The organism is Lacibacter sp. H375 (assembly GCF_037892425.1).
GTDB lineage: Bacteria > Bacteroidota > Bacteroidia > Chitinophagales > Chitinophagaceae > Lacibacter.
On the sequence record NZ_JBBKTT010000001.1, the window covers coordinates 325,031 to 341,823 of the forward strand.

At 40.7% G+C, this 16,793-nt stretch carries 15 protein-coding genes; 8 read left to right on the forward strand and 7 right to left on the reverse strand.

The features are described from left to right. Positions 1-11 precede the first annotated feature (11 nt). The 5 genes from WG954_RS01415 to porX form a co-directional block, all read right to left on the reverse strand. Positions 12-1,151 carry an acyl-CoA dehydrogenase family protein gene (locus WG954_RS01415; RefSeq protein WP_340432885.1) on the reverse strand — a complete coding sequence of 380 codons (1,140 nt, stop codon included), beginning with the start codon at positions 1,149-1,151 and terminating at the stop codon, positions 12-14. A gap of 168 nt (positions 1,152-1,319) precedes the next feature. Beyond that, positions 1,320-2,288, reverse strand: coding sequence for a ComEA family DNA-binding protein (locus WG954_RS01420; RefSeq protein ID WP_340432888.1), 969 nt, complete (start codon positions 2,286-2,288; stop codon positions 1,320-1,322). Positions 2,289-2,344: 56 nt separating this feature from the next. Beyond that, the gene (locus WG954_RS01425; RefSeq protein ID WP_340432891.1) at positions 2,345-3,121 is read right to left on the reverse strand and encodes an MBL fold metallo-hydrolase; all 777 of its coding nucleotides are present in this window, start codon (positions 3,119-3,121) and stop codon (positions 2,345-2,347) included. Positions 3,122-3,199: 78 nt separating this feature from the next. After that, positions 3,200-3,490: a hypothetical protein gene (locus WG954_RS01430; RefSeq protein ID WP_340432893.1), complete on the reverse strand. Its 291-nt coding sequence runs from the start codon at positions 3,488-3,490 to the stop codon at positions 3,200-3,202. A gap of 109 nt (positions 3,491-3,599) precedes the next feature. Further along, positions 3,600-5,156 carry a T9SS response regulator signal transducer PorX gene (porX, locus tag WG954_RS01435; RefSeq protein WP_340432896.1) on the reverse strand — a complete coding sequence of 519 codons (1,557 nt, stop codon included), beginning with the start codon at positions 5,154-5,156 and terminating at the stop codon, positions 3,600-3,602. A gap of 102 nt (positions 5,157-5,258) precedes the next feature. Between porX and WG954_RS01440 the strand changes: the two genes are divergently transcribed. The 6 genes from WG954_RS01440 (at position 5,259) to WG954_RS01465 (ending at position 10,804) form a co-directional block, all read left to right on the forward strand. Then, the gene (locus tag WG954_RS01440) at positions 5,259-6,476 is read left to right on the forward strand and encodes an HD domain-containing protein (RefSeq protein ID WP_340432898.1); all 1,218 of its coding nucleotides are present in this window, start codon (positions 5,259-5,261) and stop codon (positions 6,474-6,476) included. A 77-nt stretch (positions 6,477-6,553) separates the two neighbouring features. Further along, complete coding sequence (gene lpxD / locus WG954_RS01445) at positions 6,554-7,606, forward strand: UDP-3-O-(3-hydroxymyristoyl)glucosamine N-acyltransferase (protein WP_340432899.1); 1,053 nt, start codon at positions 6,554-6,556, stop codon at positions 7,604-7,606. A gap of 51 nt (positions 7,607-7,657) precedes the next feature. Further along, on the forward strand, positions 7,658-9,079 hold the full coding sequence (locus tag WG954_RS01450; protein WP_340432901.1) for a bifunctional UDP-3-O-[3-hydroxymyristoyl] N-acetylglucosamine deacetylase/3-hydroxyacyl-ACP dehydratase: 1,422 nt from the start codon (positions 7,658-7,660) through the stop codon (positions 9,077-9,079). Then, complete coding sequence (gene lpxA / locus WG954_RS01455) at positions 9,072-9,878, forward strand: acyl-ACP--UDP-N-acetylglucosamine O-acyltransferase (RefSeq protein WP_340432903.1); 807 nt, start codon at positions 9,072-9,074, stop codon at positions 9,876-9,878. The genes WG954_RS01450 and lpxA overlap by 8 nt, the downstream gene beginning before the upstream one ends. Continuing rightward, on the forward strand, positions 9,859-10,476 hold the full coding sequence (locus WG954_RS01460; RefSeq protein WP_340432904.1) for an ABC transporter ATP-binding protein: 618 nt from the start codon (positions 9,859-9,861) through the stop codon (positions 10,474-10,476). The genes lpxA and WG954_RS01460 overlap by 20 nt, the downstream gene beginning before the upstream one ends. Positions 10,477-10,483: 7 nt before the next feature. Next, positions 10,484-10,804, forward strand: a complete 321-nt coding sequence (locus WG954_RS01465) for a cupin domain-containing protein (protein ID WP_340432905.1) — start codon at positions 10,484-10,486, stop codon at positions 10,802-10,804. A gap of 56 nt (positions 10,805-10,860) precedes the next feature. On the opposite strand, the gene WG954_RS01470 is transcribed toward WG954_RS01465, so the two are convergent. Continuing rightward, positions 10,861-12,078, reverse strand: coding sequence for an alanine dehydrogenase (locus WG954_RS01470; protein ID WP_340432907.1), 1,218 nt, complete (start codon positions 12,076-12,078; stop codon positions 10,861-10,863). A 46-nt stretch (positions 12,079-12,124) separates the two neighbouring features. Then, on the reverse strand, positions 12,125-12,544 hold the full coding sequence (tsaE, locus tag WG954_RS01475; RefSeq protein ID WP_340432908.1) for a tRNA (adenosine(37)-N6)-threonylcarbamoyltransferase complex ATPase subunit type 1 TsaE: 420 nt from the start codon (positions 12,542-12,544) through the stop codon (positions 12,125-12,127). A 69-nt stretch (positions 12,545-12,613) separates the two neighbouring features. Between tsaE and WG954_RS01480 the strand changes: the two genes are divergently transcribed. Next, entirely contained in the window at positions 12,614-14,857 is a 2,244-nt protein-coding gene (locus WG954_RS01480) for a heavy metal translocating P-type ATPase (protein ID WP_340432909.1), read from the forward strand. A gap of 13 nt (positions 14,858-14,870) precedes the next feature. After that, positions 14,871-16,775 carry a RecQ family ATP-dependent DNA helicase gene (locus WG954_RS01485; RefSeq protein WP_340438900.1) on the forward strand — a complete coding sequence of 635 codons (1,905 nt, stop codon included), beginning with the start codon at positions 14,871-14,873 and terminating at the stop codon, positions 16,773-16,775. The last annotated feature ends 18 nt before the right edge of the window (positions 16,776-16,793 follow it).

Sequence of the window (16,793 nt, forward strand, 5' to 3'; positions counted from 1 at the left end):
ATGCTTAGTAACTATTTTAATTGCTCACGTGCAATAACGATCTTTTGAATTTCACTTGTACCTTCTCCAATTGTACACAGCTTCGAATCTCGATAATATTTTTCAACCGGAAAGTCTTTTGTATAACCGTAACCGCCAAAAATCTGTACGGCATCATTACTCACTCTTACTGCAACCTCACTTGCATAATATTTTGCCATGGCTCCGGCTTCCGTCACCTTTTCACCCCTGTTCTTCAGATCGGCTGCTTTCATGATGAGCAATTCAGCGGCTGCGATCTCGGTTGCCATATCTGCTAATTTAAAAGAAATTCCTTGAAAATTTGCAATAGGCTGATCAAATTGATAACGCTCCTGTGAATATTGCAAGGCTGCTTCAAATGCACCCTTTGCAATACCCAGCGCTAAAGCTGCAATCGAAATACGGCCTCCATCCAATATTTTCAATGCTTGACGAAACCCATCTCCTACCTCACCAATCCGGTTAGCATCAGGTATACGACAGTTATCAAAGATCATTTCGGAGGTTTCGCTGGCACGCATTCCTAACTTATTTTCTTTTTTACCAGCTTTAAAACCAGGGGCTCCTCTTTCAACAATAAACGCTGTGGAATTACCACTCACTCTTGGTTCGCCTGTACGGGCAATAACAACGGCAACTTCTGAACTTATACCATGTGTGATCCAGCATTTTGTTCCATTCAACATCCAATCATCGCCATCTTTCACCGCTGTTGTTTGCATGTTTCCTGCATCACTGCCAGTATTTGGTTCTGTTAGTCCCCAAGCCCCGATCCATTCACCACTTGCAAGTTTTGGTAAGTATTTTTTCTTCTGTTCTTCATTTGCACAGTACAAAATATGACCGGTACAAAGTGAGTTATGGGCAGCAAGACTTAATCCTACTGAACCGCAGACTTTTGCAGTTTCCACAATGGCTGCAACATATTCATAATAACTAAACCCGCTACCGCCATACTGTTCCGGAACAAACATACCCATCAATCCAAGCTTACCCATTTCCTGTAAAACATCTTTGGGGAAATGTTGGGTCTCATCCCATTCCATCACGTGCGGTTTGATGTGTTTGTGTGCAAAATCCTTTGCCACCTGCGCTACCTGTTGAGTTATTTCGTTTTGTTTAAAGTCCATCGTCTGTGTTTTATTCCCAATATGCCCTTAAAATAAGTTGAGCCATGAACTGACTAACAAACCAGCACCATGACTCAACTATTTTACATAGCAATCAATCGAAACGGCACTACAAATATAAGAGAACGCTAACACATGTTAGTCAAAATCTAAAAAAATATTTCCCTTTTATTTTACTGTAAGATAAGGACTGATTTTTCGATAAAGTATCCCATCTATGGCACCGATCTTTTGCAGATCGGTAATTGTGGAGAAATTGCCATGCTGGCTCCTGTATTGCACAATGGCGTTGGCTACTGAGAAACCGATGTAAGGATGGGCTTTCAGCTCATCAATTGTAGAATTATTCACATCAATTTGATTGATGGAAGCACTGCCGAAACGAAGCTGCTGTTTCACTTTCTGAAAAACAGAATCCGGCAACCCGTATGTCTCACCTACCTGTTCTATTGAAACAAACCCACCAAGTTTTGTTCGAAAGTTAACGATCCGTCTTGCGTAAGCTGAGCCAATTCCTCTCAACTGTTTCCAGGTTGTTGTGTCAGCGTTATTAATATCAACCACAACAGAAGCATATTCTTTTCGCTCAGATTTAGTGTCAAGTGGAACGGTTGGCGATTCAGTAACTTTTTTGGTTGAAACCTCAAGTCGTACATAAGGGAACAAGCGTTCATACTCATCGGTATGCAAACCATAAATCCGTTGCAGATCTTCAGGTTTATAAAACTTTCCGCCTTTGCTTCGGTATTTGACGATTGTTTGAATGGTTTTATCACGCAGGCCTAAACGCTTCCACTCTTCTGCTGTAGCTGTATTTGGATTAAAAGAAAATAATTCGCTTACGATTTTTTCTCTTCGGTATTTTTCAAACTTTGATTCTTTGGGCTGATAGAGGTCGGCATCGGAATAGGAAGCTGTTGCAGATTCATTTTTATCGGGTAGAATTTCTAATGCAGCTAATTCACGTTGCGCAACCGTATCAACAACCAGTTCAATGTCGTCTTTCACAAGAAAAGGGAAAATTGTGGGCAAAAGAGAAAACAATAACGCCAATAAACCAAGCATGATAATGGCATTACGCTCCTTTTTTGTGAAGGAGAAATATTCCTTCACCCATTTGGTTTGGGTAAACTGCATACCTCTAAAATAACAGCCGAAAGAGAAAAATGAAATACTACAAAGCGGGTAGTTGATTATAAATTCAGCACTAATCCATCATAACCCAGATGTACGCCTGATGGTAATTCCTTAGTGACCGATACATGTAATCCTAATTGATGACTGATGTGTGTGAAATATGCTTCTGGTACTTCTAATTCCTGCACCAGTTCAATTGCTTCATCAAGATTATAATGTGAGATATGTTTTTCCTTTCGAAGTGCATTCAACACCATCACCTTACTACCTCTTATCTTTTGCTTTTCGTTTTCTTCAATAAGATTTGCGTCTGTGATGTAGGTAAACGGACCGAAACGAAAACCATACACAGGCATTTTTAAATGCCAAACCATGATCGGTTGAATAGAAAGATCGTTAATCGTAAAAATTTCTTCAGTGATCGTATTCAAATTGATCTCAGGCACACCGGGATATCTTGTATCGGAAAACGCATAATAAAAATCACGACGCAGCGCTTCTTCTGTGAGGTAATTGCAATATACTTCCATTGGCTTTTTACTGATGTAGTTAAATGCACGTACATCATCTAAACCTGCAATATGATCTCTGTGTGGATGTGTAAAAATAATCGCATCAACTTTTTTGATACCAAGCCGAAGCATCTGGTAACGGAAATCGGGTGTAGTGTCAACAATAATGGTTGTTTCTGCCGTTTCAACCATGATACTGCTGCGGAGACGATTATCCTTTGGATCAGTTGAAGTACATACTTCACAATCGCAACCGATCATGGGTACACCGCTGCTGGTACCTGTTCCTAGAAAAGTAATTTTAATTGGAGGATAGCTCACGGAACGAAAGTAATGAATGATGAGTGATGAATAATCAGTTTTTGGAGCTCTGTAATTTCTTTACTCATCATTGATCAATCATTCCTCATTTGTAGCTTTTGCTTTAGCTTCAGCCAGTGCCATTACTTCTTCATATAGTTTTTGTGAACCGGCTGTAAGTGCATCAAAGTTGATGTTCACCTGAGGAATAAGTTCGAGCAACGTGTTGATACGACTTTCCTGCATCAGGAATTTGTTGAGCACCACCACTTTTTTCTGTTCCAATATACAATAGCCGCTTTGGAAAGTGCCACGTTCGTAACGCACAACGTAGCCGCTTTCCTCGAGTATATCTTCTAATTTATCTAATGTTGTTTGATTCAGTTTCATGCCCAATCCCCTGAGGGATTTTTAGTTCGTTGCAAATTTACCGTTACTGCTGCTCATAACCTGTTTCGCCAGAAAGGACTTTTCCACAGTTTCTGTTGCATTGTCATTGCTATTTACTCGTCATTCTTACCACCGGAATGATCATTTCCTCTAAACTCACACCACCATGCTGAAACGTATTACGGTAATAATTCACATAATAGTTGTAGTTATTGGGGTAACAGAGGTACATATCCTCTCTAGCAAAAATGAACGATGAGTTCACGTTAGGCATGGGCAAACCTGCTTCAGCCGGATCACGGAAAGCCAATACTTCTTTTGGTTCGAAGTTGAGATTGCGGCCGTGTTTATAACGGATGTTGGTAGTAGTTTCTTTGTCGCCAATAACCTTCGATGGTTTTTGTACACGAATGCTGCCGTGATCGGTCGCCATTACAATATTGATCTTCTTATCAGCGATCTTTTTCAACGCCTGGTTGAGCGGTGAATGTTCGAACCAACTGGTGGTAATGCTGCGGTAACTTTTTTCATCGTTTGCAAGTTCTTTCAAAACTTCCATTTCAGTTCGTGCATGACTCAACATATCAACGAAATTGTACACGATCACATTAATATCATTCTGCAACAGGTTGTGAATATTATTCACCAACTCTTGCCCTGCATGATGATTCAATACTTTGGTAAACGATACTTTTAAATCTCCTTTCCCTAATCGCTTTAACTGCTCTCTAAAGAATTCTTCTTCATGCAGGTTCTTTCCTCCTTCATCATTATCGTTCTTCCATTGCTTCGGAAATTTCTTTTCAATATCAACAGGTAATAACCCACTGAAAATAGCATTGCGGCTGTATTGCGTTGCGGTTGGTAAAATTGAGTAGAACGATTCTTCTTCTGCTATGCGAAAATTCTCAGCAAAAATGGGTTGAATGGCTTTCCATTGGTCGAAGCGAAGATTATCGATCAAGATAAAAAATAACGGAATTCCTTTCTCCACATGTGGTAACACTTTAAACTTAAAAAGTGTATGGCTCATGATGGGTGCTTCAGCCGATTTTGGTTTCAACCAATCAGCATAATTCCGTGAAATGTATTTGAAGTATTCATTGTTGGCTTCGCTTTTTTGTTGCTGCAAGACTTCGCTCATCTCAGGACTATCGGCCTTACTCATTTCCAGTTCCCAATACACAAGTTTTTTATAAATATCCATCCACTCATTATAGTTAGGATTGCTATTGAGTGCCATGAATAAATTGCGGAATTGCTGCTGATATGCCGATGTTGTTTTTTCGCTCACCAATCTTTTGTTATCAATGATCTTTTTTAAACTAAGCAACACCTGGTTGGGGTTAACGGGCTTGATGAGATAATCACTGATTTGCGAACCAATAGCATCGTCCATCAGGTTTTCTGTTTCATTCTTTGTAATGAGCACAACCGGTATCGATTGATTCACTTCTTTGATCTTTGTGAGTGTTTCCAAACCGGTTATACCCGGCATGGTTTCATCCATCAACACCACATCAACAAAGTTTTCCTTTACATAGTCAATAGCATCAAACCCATTGGTGAGTGTGTGTACTTCGTAGCCTTTATTTTCGAGGAAGAGTTTCTGTGATTGCAGACTTTCTATTTCATCATCAACCCAAAGAATTTTTGCTAATGCCATGCTTATTGGTTTAAAACAAAAGTTAAGTGCTCAAGGTACAAGTTTCAGACCACAAGACATTACCTTTGCACACTTGCTGCCTTGATATTTAACAGATTAAAAATGAAATTCAGGAAAATAGTAAATGATCCCGTTTATGGCTTTATCACGTTTGATGATGTATTGATCTATAAAATACTCTCCCATCCCTTTTACCAGCGTTTGCGCCGTATTCATCAAATGGCACTGGCGCATTTAGTATATCCTGGTGCTGTGCACACAAGATTACATCACAGCATGGGCGCATATCACCTCATGTGCCAGGCATTGCTTGAATTAAAAAATAAAGGAGTTGAAATAACGGCTGAAGAAGAACAGGCCGCAAAGCTGGCAATTTTGTTACACGATGTCGGTCATGGCCCATTCAGTCATGCATTGGAACATGTGTTGATCGAAGATGTACATCACGAAGAGATTTCACTACTCATTTTTGAACATCTCAATAAAGAATTTAACGGAGCACTTGAACTCGCAATCTCCATTTTCAAAGGCACTTATCACAAACTGTTTTTGCATCAGCTCATCAGCAGTCAATTGGATGTTGACCGGATGGATTACCTTACCCGGGATAGTTTTTATAGCGGTGTGAGCGAAGGGGTTATTGGTTACGACCGAATCATTAAAATGATGGTGGTGCATAACAACGAGTTGATGGTGGAAGAAAAAGCAGTATACAGCATTGAAAAGTTCCTGGTTGCCCGCAGGTTGATGTATTGGCAGGCCTACCTGCATAAAACAGTTTTGAGTGCTGAAAATATGTTGGTGAAGATACTCGGGCGTGCAAGGGTATTGGCAAAAGAGGAAACAGGAGCTTTCTCTTCAAACCCTGTGTTGGATGAATTTCTGCGTACAACTAATTCGGCCACTTTTATCCGGAATAACCTTGCTAAGTTTTGCGAACTGGATGACTACGATGTGCTGGCCTCGATCAAGAAATGGATGCACCACCCTGATATAGTATTAAGCACCTTAAGCCAATGGTTGTTAAACCGTAATATGCTTAAAACAAAACTGCAGATGCAACCGTTTGATGAAAAAGAAATCGAGGCCGTGCAGCGGAAGGCAATGGAACAGTTGTCGTTAAGCAGCGAAGAAGTTGGGTATTTTGTGTTTAACGGCATTGCCGAAAACAGGATGTATAACCCGGGCAACGAGCATATTAATATTCTTTATAAAGACGGTACGGTTAAAGATATATCAGAAATAGAGTATGGATTGATCCATAAAGCTATCGCCAGCCCCGTTCGTAAGTTCTATCTTTGCCGGCCGGCACTAAAGTAAAAAGTGAACAACTGGCAAAGTAAAAGATTGTTTCGAATCGTTTTTGAAAGTAACTTTAAAACATTAAGACAGGATACATGGAGTTTTCGGCTTCGCAAATTGCGCTCATCATTAAAGGTTCGGTAGAGGGTAATCCTAACGCAACAGTAAATTCTTTCAATAAAATTGAAGAAGCAGTTGCCGGTCAACTCGCCTTTTTAGCCAATCCCAAATACGAAGATTATTTATACAGCACCGGTGCTTCTATCATTATCATTAATGAATCATTAGACTTGCGGCAGTCAATTGGAGCCACGTTGATCCGTGTACCTGACGCTTACAGCGCTTTTGCCACCTTACTTCAGGCTTACGAACAGATTATGGAGCAAAAGATGGTAGGCATCCAGGAGCCATCATTTGTAGCCAAATCGGCCAGTATCAGCGAGAATGTTTTCGTGGGCGCTTTCACCTATATCGGCGAAAATGTGAAGTTGGGAAAGAATGTGAAAGTACACCCACACTGTTTCCTTGGAAATAATGTGGTGATCGGTGATAACAGCATACTTCACGCTGGTGTTAAGATTTACCATGATTGTGTGGTGGGCAAGAAGGTCATAATCCATGCCGGCACCGTACTTGGTGGCGATGGATTTGGTTTTGCTCCCCAACCCGACGGTACTTACAAGAAAGTTCCGCAGATCGGCAATGTGTTGGTTGAAGATGAGGTAGAGATTGGGGCAAATTGCACCATCGACAGGGCAACCATGGGTTCAACCATTATTCATCATGGGGCTAAACTTGACAACCTCATTCAGATAGCTCATAACGTAGAAATAGGAACTTACACTGTTATTGCTGCCCAAACCGGCGTGAGTGGAAGTACCAAGATCGGCAACCGGGTAATGATTGGTGGACAGGCAGGCATTGTTGGCCATATTTCTATTGCAGATGGCAGCCGAATTAACGCTCAAAGTGGTGTGAGCAAATCAATGAAACAGCCAAACAGTGTGGTAACGGGCTCCCCAGCCTTCGATTATACCAGTACGCTGCGCAGCCAGGCTATTTTCCGCAACCTTCCAGACCTTGAAAAGCGCATTGCTGAACTGGAATTTCTCATCAAACAATTGATGGCAGAAAAAGAAAGTATTTAGCCTGTTATACGCTTACGGTCGTTTCACCTCTTTTTTATTACTTTCGTGCCCATGAATCAGAGTAACGGCAACGGGCAAACCAACCAACATACACTGGCTGAGTCAATTACCATTTCCGGCGTGGGCATCCATACCGGCTCCCCGGTAAATATGACCCTCGAACCCGCCGAGCCAAATACAGGCATCATTTTTCAACGTATTGACCTTCCTGATCAGCCAACCGTAAAAGCTGATGTGGATTTTGTAATAGAAACAAACCGCAGTACTACCCTCTCAAACAACGGAGCTTCGGTTAGTACAGTGGAACATCTGCTGGCAGCTTTTGCCGGTTGTGAGATTGATAATGTGCTCATTAAAATAGATGGACCGGAAACCCCGATCCTTGATGGCAGTTCGCAGCCATTTGTTGAAGCTTTGCAAAAAGTAGGACGCAAAAAACAGGATGCCATCAAAACCTGGTATACCATCGACCATAATATTTATTTTCTCGATGAGAATAAGAAAGTGGAAATGGTTGCAATGCCGGCCGATACTTTCCGCATCAATACATTGATTGATTTCAACTCACCTGTGCTTGGTACACAACATGCGCAAATGAGTAATCTCGGTGAGTTTAATGATGAAATTGCATCGTGCAGAACCTTTTCCTTTTTTCACGAACTGGAGTTTCTCTTAAAAAATAATCTCATTAAAGGCGGCGATCTCAATAATGCGATCGTAGTGGTTGATAAACCTGTAAGTGATGAGCAATTAGAAACACTTTCAAAGGCATTCGGCAAAGAAAAGTTTGCGGTTACCAGCGAAGGTTATCTCAACAACCTGCAATTGCGTTTCCCCAATGAACCTGCACGTCATAAGTTGCTTGATTTGGTTGGCGATCTTGCATTAGTGGGTATGCCCTTCAAAGCGCATATTATTGCTAACCGTCCGGGCCATGCAAGTAATGTTGAGTTTGCCCGCAAGATCAAAGAGCATATTAAAAAGAACAGGTTCAAAGTAAATGTTCCTGCTTATCATCCTGATAAACCACCGGTACATGATGTAACAGCAATCGAAAAAATCCTTCCGCACCGTTACCCTTTCCTGTTGGTTGATAAGATCATTGAACTGACCGATACATATATTGTGGGTGTAAAGAATGTAACTTACAATGAACCATACTTCCAGGGGCATTTCCCGGGCAACTATGTTATGCCGGGTGTATTACAGGTAGAAGCATTGGCGCAATGTGGTGGATTGTTAGCTATTCCAAAAGATACAGAAGACAAATACGATACTTATTTTCTGAAAGTTGATAATTGCAAATTCAAACAGAAAGTTGTACCGGGCGATACCTTAATTTTAAAAATGGAATTAAAAAATCCAATAAGAAGAGGGATCGTAGAAATGAGGGGAACCATTTTTGTGGGCAGCAAAGTGGTGTGTGAGGGAGATCTTACTGCTCAAATCGTAAAACGAACAAAGAATGATTAGTAATCTTGCTCATATACACCCCAATGCTCAGATCGGTAACAATGTTACCATTGATCCCTTTACCGTTATTCATGATGATGTTATAATTGGAGATGGGACTCATGTTATGAGCAACGTCACCATTTTTTCTGCTTCACGAATTGGAAAGAATTGCAACATTTTTCCAGGTGCTGTTATTGGCGCCGTGCCACAGGATCTGAAATATCGTGGAGAATATACGTTGGCTGAAATTGGTGACAATACCACCATTCGTGAATGTGTAACCGTGCATCGTGGTACAACCGATAAGAATACAACGAAAGTTGGCAACAATTGTCTCATCATGGCCTATGCGCATGTTGCGCATGATTGTATTGTTGGCAATAATGTTATTCTTGCCAACTCTGTCCAATTAGCGGGGCATGTGACCATTGATGATTACGCTATTATTGGTGGAATGAGTGCGGCTCACCAGTTTACACATGTTGGTAAACACTCCTACATTGCCGGAATGAGTGCTATACGAAAAGATGTACCTCCTTATGTAAAAGCAGCACGTGAGCCATTAAGCTATGTAGGCATCAACAATGTTGGTTTAAGCCGCAGAGGTTACAGTAAAGAAACGATTGAAGAGATTTTCAAGATCTACCATATTCTTTTTGTTGAGAAACATATTGTATCAAAAGCAGTTGAGCTGATTGAGCAAATGTTACCCATTACGGAAACAAGAGATGAAATTCTCGGATTTATTAAGAAGTCTGAGATCGGCGTTATCAAACGTAAATCACAAACCGGCGGCGATGAAGATATTGCTTTCTGATGCCGGCAAGCGATATAACAGGGAATGGATCTTTCGGGGCCTCACTTACGAATTTACTGACGCTGATGCTTATGCCATAACCGGCAACAACGGTTCGGGAAAATCAACCTTATTACAGATCATTGCAGGTGCGGTGCAACATTCCGAAGGGAAAGTTGATTTCATAAATTCTGCTGGCAATATTGCAGCAGAACATCATCATCAACATATCGGTATTGCAGCTCCTTATCTTGAACTTCCTGAAGAAATGACCTTGATCGAGTTCCTTGAATTTCATCAATCATTCAAATCTTTTCTTTCTACCTATACAGCAAAAAGCATCATCCATCTACTTGGTTTGGAAAAAGCAAGTAATAAACAACTCCGCAACTTCAGTAGCGGTATGAAGCAACGTGTAAAACTGGCGCAGGCTATTTTAAGCGATGTGCCTGTTGTTTTGCTCGATGAACCTTGCACAAACTTAGATGCAGATGGTATTTCATTATACCACAGGTTGATTAATGAGAATTGCAGTAACCGGTTAGTAATTGTGAGCAGTAATGATGAAGTGGAATACAAGTTCTGCAATCACAAGCTCAGCATTATGGACTATAAATAATCAGCACATGTATTTCCATCATCTCAATTCTATTGCAGCAAAAGAAATGTTTCCAGGTTATCATGGAAAATTCATTCATACCGGAAAATCCACTATTGCATTCTGGAACATTGATGCCAACTCTCCTATTCCTGAGCACTCGCATATGCACGAACAGATCATGCATGTAGTTGAAGGCGAATTTGAGTTAACGGTTGATGGTAAAACTGAAGTGCTGTCAGCAGGAGCTGTGGTAACCATTCCCGGAAATATTAAACACGGTGGCAAAGCAATCAGCAATTGTAAAGTGATTGACGTGTTTATGCCGGAGAGGGAAGAGTATAAATAAAGTCTAACGGACTACAATTTTCAAATCTTCAAATTCCTGAATTTTCAAATTCCTTCCTACCCCCTGCTTGCAATCAACAAATTCAAATCGGTGTACTTCAGATCAAACCGTTGACTGAGATAAAAATTGGTGAGAGATCCCTTGAAGAGATAAATACCGTTGCGGATATTCAGCTTATGCCAGAGTAATTTTTCCAAACCGCCTTCATCAGCAATTTCGAGCAACAATGGCATCAATACATTGCTGATGGCTGTAGAAGCAGTACGTGCAAAACCACTCGGAATATTCGGAACACAATAATGGATAACGCCGTGTTTGATAAAAATGGGACTTTCATGACTAGTAACCTCGCTCGTTTCAAAACAACCACCACGATCAATACTAACGTCAACGATTACACTACCCGGACGCATTGCTGCCACCATTTCTTCGCTCACAACAATGGCACTTCTTGCGCCTCCAATTGACGACAACGCACCAACCGCAACATCGCAAGTCTTCAACTGTTTCGCTAAAATTTTCGGCTCAACAACTGAGGTCCACATGCGATGACCGATGGCCGTTTGCATCCGCTTCAGTTTATAAATATTATTATCAAACACTTTTACACTTCCACCCATTGCCAATGCTGTACGTGCTGCATATTCACCCACAATACCTGCACCGATGATGATAACTTTTGTTGGAGGTATACCACTGATACCTCCCAGCAACACACCTTTACCACTATTGAAACTGCTCAGGTATTGTCCGGCGATCAGCATCACAGCACTCCCGGCAATTTCACTCATACTACGAACGATGGGATTGTGCCCGGAATCATCTTTCAGGTTTTCGAATGATAATGCAGTAATACGTTTCTCCATCATACCTTCCAGTATCTCCGGTTTCATTACCGCAAGATGGATGGGAGAAATAATCGTCTGACCTGGTTTAAGGAGTTCCAGCTCTTGTTCACACACCGGAGCCGATTTGATCAATATATCACATTGGTAAACTTCTTTGCGGTCGTACGCAATCTTAGCACCTGCCTCACTGTAATCTTTATCGCTGAAATGCGATCCTTCGCCTGCAAGGTATTCGATCATTACCCGGTGACCATTGCTCACCAACACACTTACCGCTTCCGGTGTAAGTGCAATGCGGTTTTCCTGGAACATTTGTTCACGGGGAATACCGATGAACAACTGGGCGCCTTTTGCTTTAATATCTAATTTTTCTTCTAAGGTCTCGTAACTGAACGATGCACTCACTATTGGTTTTGATAACGCCATACAATCGCTGCCTGTTGGTTTTTTAGAAAGTACCCAAATTACAAAACTACTTCGGAACTTTTGCAGTTATTCTCCTTGTGTTTGCATCAATCACCTCAATTGAGAGGTATACAGTATCATCGGGAAAGAGGTCAGCTGCCTTGCCGGGCCATTCAACCAAACAAAGATCACCGCTGAACAACACATCTTCCACACCCGCCTGGATGGCTTCTTCTTCATCTTTTATACGATACAGATCAAGATGATAGATCATTTGCCCATCAGCCGATTGATATTGATTGATAATAGAAAAAGTTGGGCTGCCAACTGCATCAGTTACACCCATTACATCGCACAGGGCATGAATAAAGGTTGTTTTACCGCTACCCATTGCTGCGTCAAAAGCCCATACTCTGTATTGCTTCAATTGCTGCAACAGTTCTTTTGCAACGCTGTGTATATTTTCTTTTGTTAAAGTGTATTGCACAAAGGGATTTGAATAGTGGTTGCAAAGATATTGATTGACGGGCTTTTGCTCCTGCCGTAACTTTGCATTATGGAAACAATGAATTGGAAAGTAGATGGAATGACTTGTGCCAATTGCGCCCTTACGATCCATAAATATCTTGAAAAAGAAGGTATGAAGAATGTAAAGGCCAACCCGGCAAGCGGTGAAGTATTGTTTGACCTTATTGAAAATACGGATACAGATAAACTCGAAAAAGGACTTGAATCATTAGGCTACCAAGTTGCAGAACGGAATGGTGTTGCAGCAAAACCTGTAGAGAAGAAAAAGATGAACAGGTTCCTACGCTATGTATTACTCTGCGCACCATTTACATTGGTGTTGATGCTGCACATGTTTGAAAAATGGATCCATATTCATTGGTTGATGAATCCATGGGTGCAATTAGGGTTATGTATTCCGGTGTATGTTATTGGTATGAGTTTCTTTGGTCGTAGTGCATGGAAAAGCATCCGCAACGGTATGCCGAATATGAATGTATTAGTGGCAGTGGGTGCAACAGCTGCATTTGTGTATAGCTTGTACGGCACATTAACCGGTCAGGCCGAACAATATTTATTTTATGAAACTGCAGCCACCATTATCACCTTAGTATTCCTTGGTAATTACCTGGAAGATGCATCCGTTGAACAAACACAACGAGCATTGAACAGTTTGGCAAAGAGCCAGAAAGTAATGGCGAATATGATTGCGTTTGATGATCATCATCACGAACAAATATTCCCTGTTGAAAATACTGTGTTACATGTGGGTGATCTTATTCTCATTAAAAGTGGCGAACAGATTCCTGCAGATTGCAAAATACTTTGGGGTGAAGCAACAGTTAACGAAGCAATCATTACCGGCGAAAGTTTGCCGCTCACCAAAAAACAAAAAGATCAACTGATTGGTGGAAGTATTTTGGTTGATGGAACTGTAAAAGCTCAGGTTACTGCAACGGCCAAAGATTCTGTACTCTCAAATATTGTGAATCTTGTAAAACAGGCACAGGGAGAAAAACCACCTGTGCAACAATTGGCCGATAAGATCAGCGCCATCTTTGTTCCAATCGTATTAGGTATTGCGTTGGTAACACTTGCAGCCAACTGGATCATCATCAAAGAATTTACACCTGCATTGATGCGTAGCATTGCTGTATTAGTGATTGCATGTCCTTGTGCAATGGGATTAGCAACACCGGCTGCAATTGCTGTGGGTCTGGGTCGTGCTGCAAAGAATGGAGTCTTGTTCCGTAATGCGAAAAGTCTTGAACTGTTCAAAAATATTACGCAGGTTGTATTTGACAAAACAGGAACTTTAACTACTGGTAATTTTGTGTTGGCAGACTGGAAAGTTGTGAATGGTGAGCGGTCAATGGTGAACGGCCACTCAGCAGTCATCAATCGTCAATTTGCAAATAGTTATTCATCAAATACACAAGAGAATACAGCTTTAGACTCTCCTATTCAGCATTCACCACTCGCCATTGACGACACAGAATTCAAACGTATCGTTTATTCGCTTGAAAAATATTCGAATCACCCTATTGCAGCTTGTATTACATCTTCATGGAAAACAAACAAAGATGAACGCTGGACTTCAATAGAAGAGATCAAAGGCTTTGGAATGAAAGCAGTGACTAAAGAAGGCGTTGAATGGATAGCAGGTTCATACAAAGCAGCGGAAGCAGAAACAACAGATGAAACACATAATGTGTATGTATTAAGAAATGGAAAATTAGTTGGTTGGGTTGATGTAAAAGATGAATTACGTGCAGAAGCAAAGCCAATTGTTCAATACCTCAAGAGTAAAAACATCAAAACCATTTTACTCAGCGGCGATCGTAAAGCAAAAAGCGAAGCCATTGCTAAACAGTTAGGTATTGATGAAGTGATTGCTGAACAAACACCCGAACAAAAATTAGAAGTGATCGAACGGTTGAATAAAATTACACCTACTGCCATGGTGGGGGATGGTATTAATGATGCACCTGCACTTGCCAAAGCAACTATTGGAATTTCATTAAGCGAAGCTTCACAGGTTGCTATGCAAACAGCTGATGTAGTGTTGATGAATCATGGTTTGAAAAATCTGCCTTTATCGCTGGGATTGGGTAAACATACATTCATCACCATCAAACAGAATTTATTCTGGGCATTTTTCTATAACATCATTGCCATTCCTGTTGCTGCATTCGGTTTATTAACCCCAACATTTGGTGCGTTGGTTATGGGGCTAAGTGATGTGGTATTAGCAATCAACAGTGTGCGTTTGTTTGTGAAAAGAGTCGTGTAACTTCACGGCATTGATGCAAAACCTCTCTTCCATACTTCAACAATACTGGGGCTACTCTTCTTTTCGGCCAATGCAGGAAGAGATCATTACTTCGGTATTAGAAAGTCATGATACACTTGCATTGCTTCCAACAGGCGGTGGTAAAAGCATTTGCTACCAGGTGCCCGCTTTAGCAAAAGATGGAATGTGCATTGTTGTATCGCCACTTATTGCTTTAATGAAAGACCAGGTGGAAGCACTGCATCGAAAAGACATCAGGGCAGCAGCGATCTATACCGGCATGCCTTTCCCGCAGGTGAAAGATATTTTACAGATGGCAGTAAATGAGAAACTGAAATTCCTCTACGTATCTCCGGAGCGTTTAGAAACAAATCTATTCCTTGAATATTTGCCGGGGATGAATATTCAACTTATTGCCATTGATGAAGCACATTGTATTTCACAATGGGGTTACGATTTTCGTCCTTCTTATTTAAAGATCGTCAACTTCAGAAAAGAATTAAGAGGTGTTCCTTTGCTTGCAGTAACAGCATCGGCAACTCCACAAGTTCAGGATGATATCTGCAACCAACTGCAATTTCGTAATCATCATATTTACAAAGGTTCTTTTCTTCGCCCTAATGTTTCATTCAGTGTGTTTCGTGTAGAAAGCCGCATTAATAAAATATTACAGATACTCAACAATGTGCAAGGTTGTGCTATTGTGTACTGCAAAAGCAGGAAGATAACACAGGAAACAGCACAACTTTTGCAACTGCATCATATTTCAGCAGACTATTATCATGCAGGCTTGTCAAATGATGAACGAAGTAAACGACAGGAATCCTGGCTAAAGAACGAAACAAGAGTGATTGTTTGTACCAATGCATTCGGCATGGGCATTGACAAACCAGATGTGCGTGTAGTAATTCATCATGACATGCCTGATTGTTTAGAAAACTATTACCAGGAAGCAGGCCGTGCAGGTCGTGATGGTCAAAAATCGTATGCTGTTCTTCTGTACGAAGAAAAAGATCTTATTGACTTGAAAGGATTATCTGCTATTCGCTTTCCCCCTGTTACAGAAGTTAAAAGAGTTTATCAATGTTTGGTAAATTATTTACAACTTCCGAGTGGTAGTGGTGAATTGCAATGGGTGGATTTCGATCTGAATGATTTCATCAAAACTTTTAAGTTGAATGTTTACACCGCTGTGTATGCAATCAAAACTTTAGAACAGGAAGGATGGATCAGTTATGCAGAACAGATCTTTCTGCCGGCAAAAGTTGTTTTCACAGCCAACAAACAACAGCTTGTTGAATTTGAACAACAACATCCGCAACTGGAGCCTGTTATGAAAGCATTGTTGCGTACTTACGGTGGCATTTTCGACATGGAGTCATTTATTTCAGAAAAACAATTAGTAAGTGTTGTAAAAACTGATCTTGATTCTATCAAACAGGCATTGTTTCAATTGCACCAACACGGCATCATTAATTATAGTCCGCAGAAAGATAAACCACAATTACAGTTTTTAGAAAACCGCCCGGCAGTAGAAGATCTGTTCATTAATCCTATGAATCTTTTACAACGCAAAGAACAGTTTGAACAACGAGTCAACAAAATGCTGGAGTATGTAACTGCTGCTACAACTTGCAGAAGTAAAACGATCGGAACATATTTTGGCGATCAAAATATTGGTGATTGTGGAGTATGTGATAATTGTTTACAGAAAAAAGGAAATGATCTATCGCCTGATGAGTTTGAACGTATCCGTTCATTCATAAATGAAAATGCCGTTGATAAAGGCATTGTAGTAAAAGACCTGTTACTTAAAATGGGAAGTAAACAGAAAGAACGGATATGGAAAGTGATTGATCATTTAATGGCAGAAGAAAAAATAACCCTTACAAAAGAAGGTTTGCTTAAATTGAAATAAAGTAAAAAACACGCTGCC

What these genes read in the sequence shown, in the direction of transcription:
- WG954_RS01470 (WP_340432907.1), bottom strand. Translation starts at nt 12,078, where the DNA reads ATGGCGTTATCAAAACCAATAGTGAGTGCATCGTTCAGTTACGAGACC.
- WG954_RS01480 (WP_340432909.1), top strand. Translation starts at nt 12,614, where the DNA reads ATGGAAACAATGAATTGGAAAGTAGATGGAATGACTTGTGCCAATTGC.
- porX (WP_340432896.1), bottom strand. Translation starts at nt 5,156, where the DNA reads ATGGCATTAGCAAAAATTCTTTGGGTTGATGATGAAATAGAAAGTCTG.
- WG954_RS01465 (WP_340432905.1), top strand. Translation starts at nt 10,484, where the DNA reads ATGTATTTCCATCATCTCAATTCTATTGCAGCAAAAGAAATGTTTCCA.
- lpxD (WP_340432899.1), top strand. Translation starts at nt 6,554, where the DNA reads ATGGAGTTTTCGGCTTCGCAAATTGCGCTCATCATTAAAGGTTCGGTA.
- WG954_RS01415 (WP_340432885.1), bottom strand. Translation starts at nt 1,151, where the DNA reads ATGGACTTTAAACAAAACGAAATAACTCAACAGGTAGCGCAGGTGGCA.
- WG954_RS01485 (WP_340438900.1), top strand. Translation starts at nt 14,871, where the DNA reads ATGCAAAACCTCTCTTCCATACTTCAACAATACTGGGGCTACTCTTCT.
- WG954_RS01450 (WP_340432901.1), top strand. Translation starts at nt 7,658, where the DNA reads ATGAATCAGAGTAACGGCAACGGGCAAACCAACCAACATACACTGGCT.
- WG954_RS01430 (WP_340432893.1), bottom strand. Translation starts at nt 3,490, where the DNA reads ATGAAACTGAATCAAACAACATTAGATAAATTAGAAGATATACTCGAG.
- WG954_RS01460 (WP_340432904.1), top strand. Translation starts at nt 9,859, where the DNA reads ATGAAGATATTGCTTTCTGATGCCGGCAAGCGATATAACAGGGAATGG.
- WG954_RS01440 (WP_340432898.1), top strand. Translation starts at nt 5,259, where the DNA reads ATGAAATTCAGGAAAATAGTAAATGATCCCGTTTATGGCTTTATCACG.
- lpxA (WP_340432903.1), top strand. Translation starts at nt 9,072, where the DNA reads ATGATTAGTAATCTTGCTCATATACACCCCAATGCTCAGATCGGTAAC.
- WG954_RS01420 (WP_340432888.1), bottom strand. Translation starts at nt 2,288, where the DNA reads ATGCAGTTTACCCAAACCAAATGGGTGAAGGAATATTTCTCCTTCACA.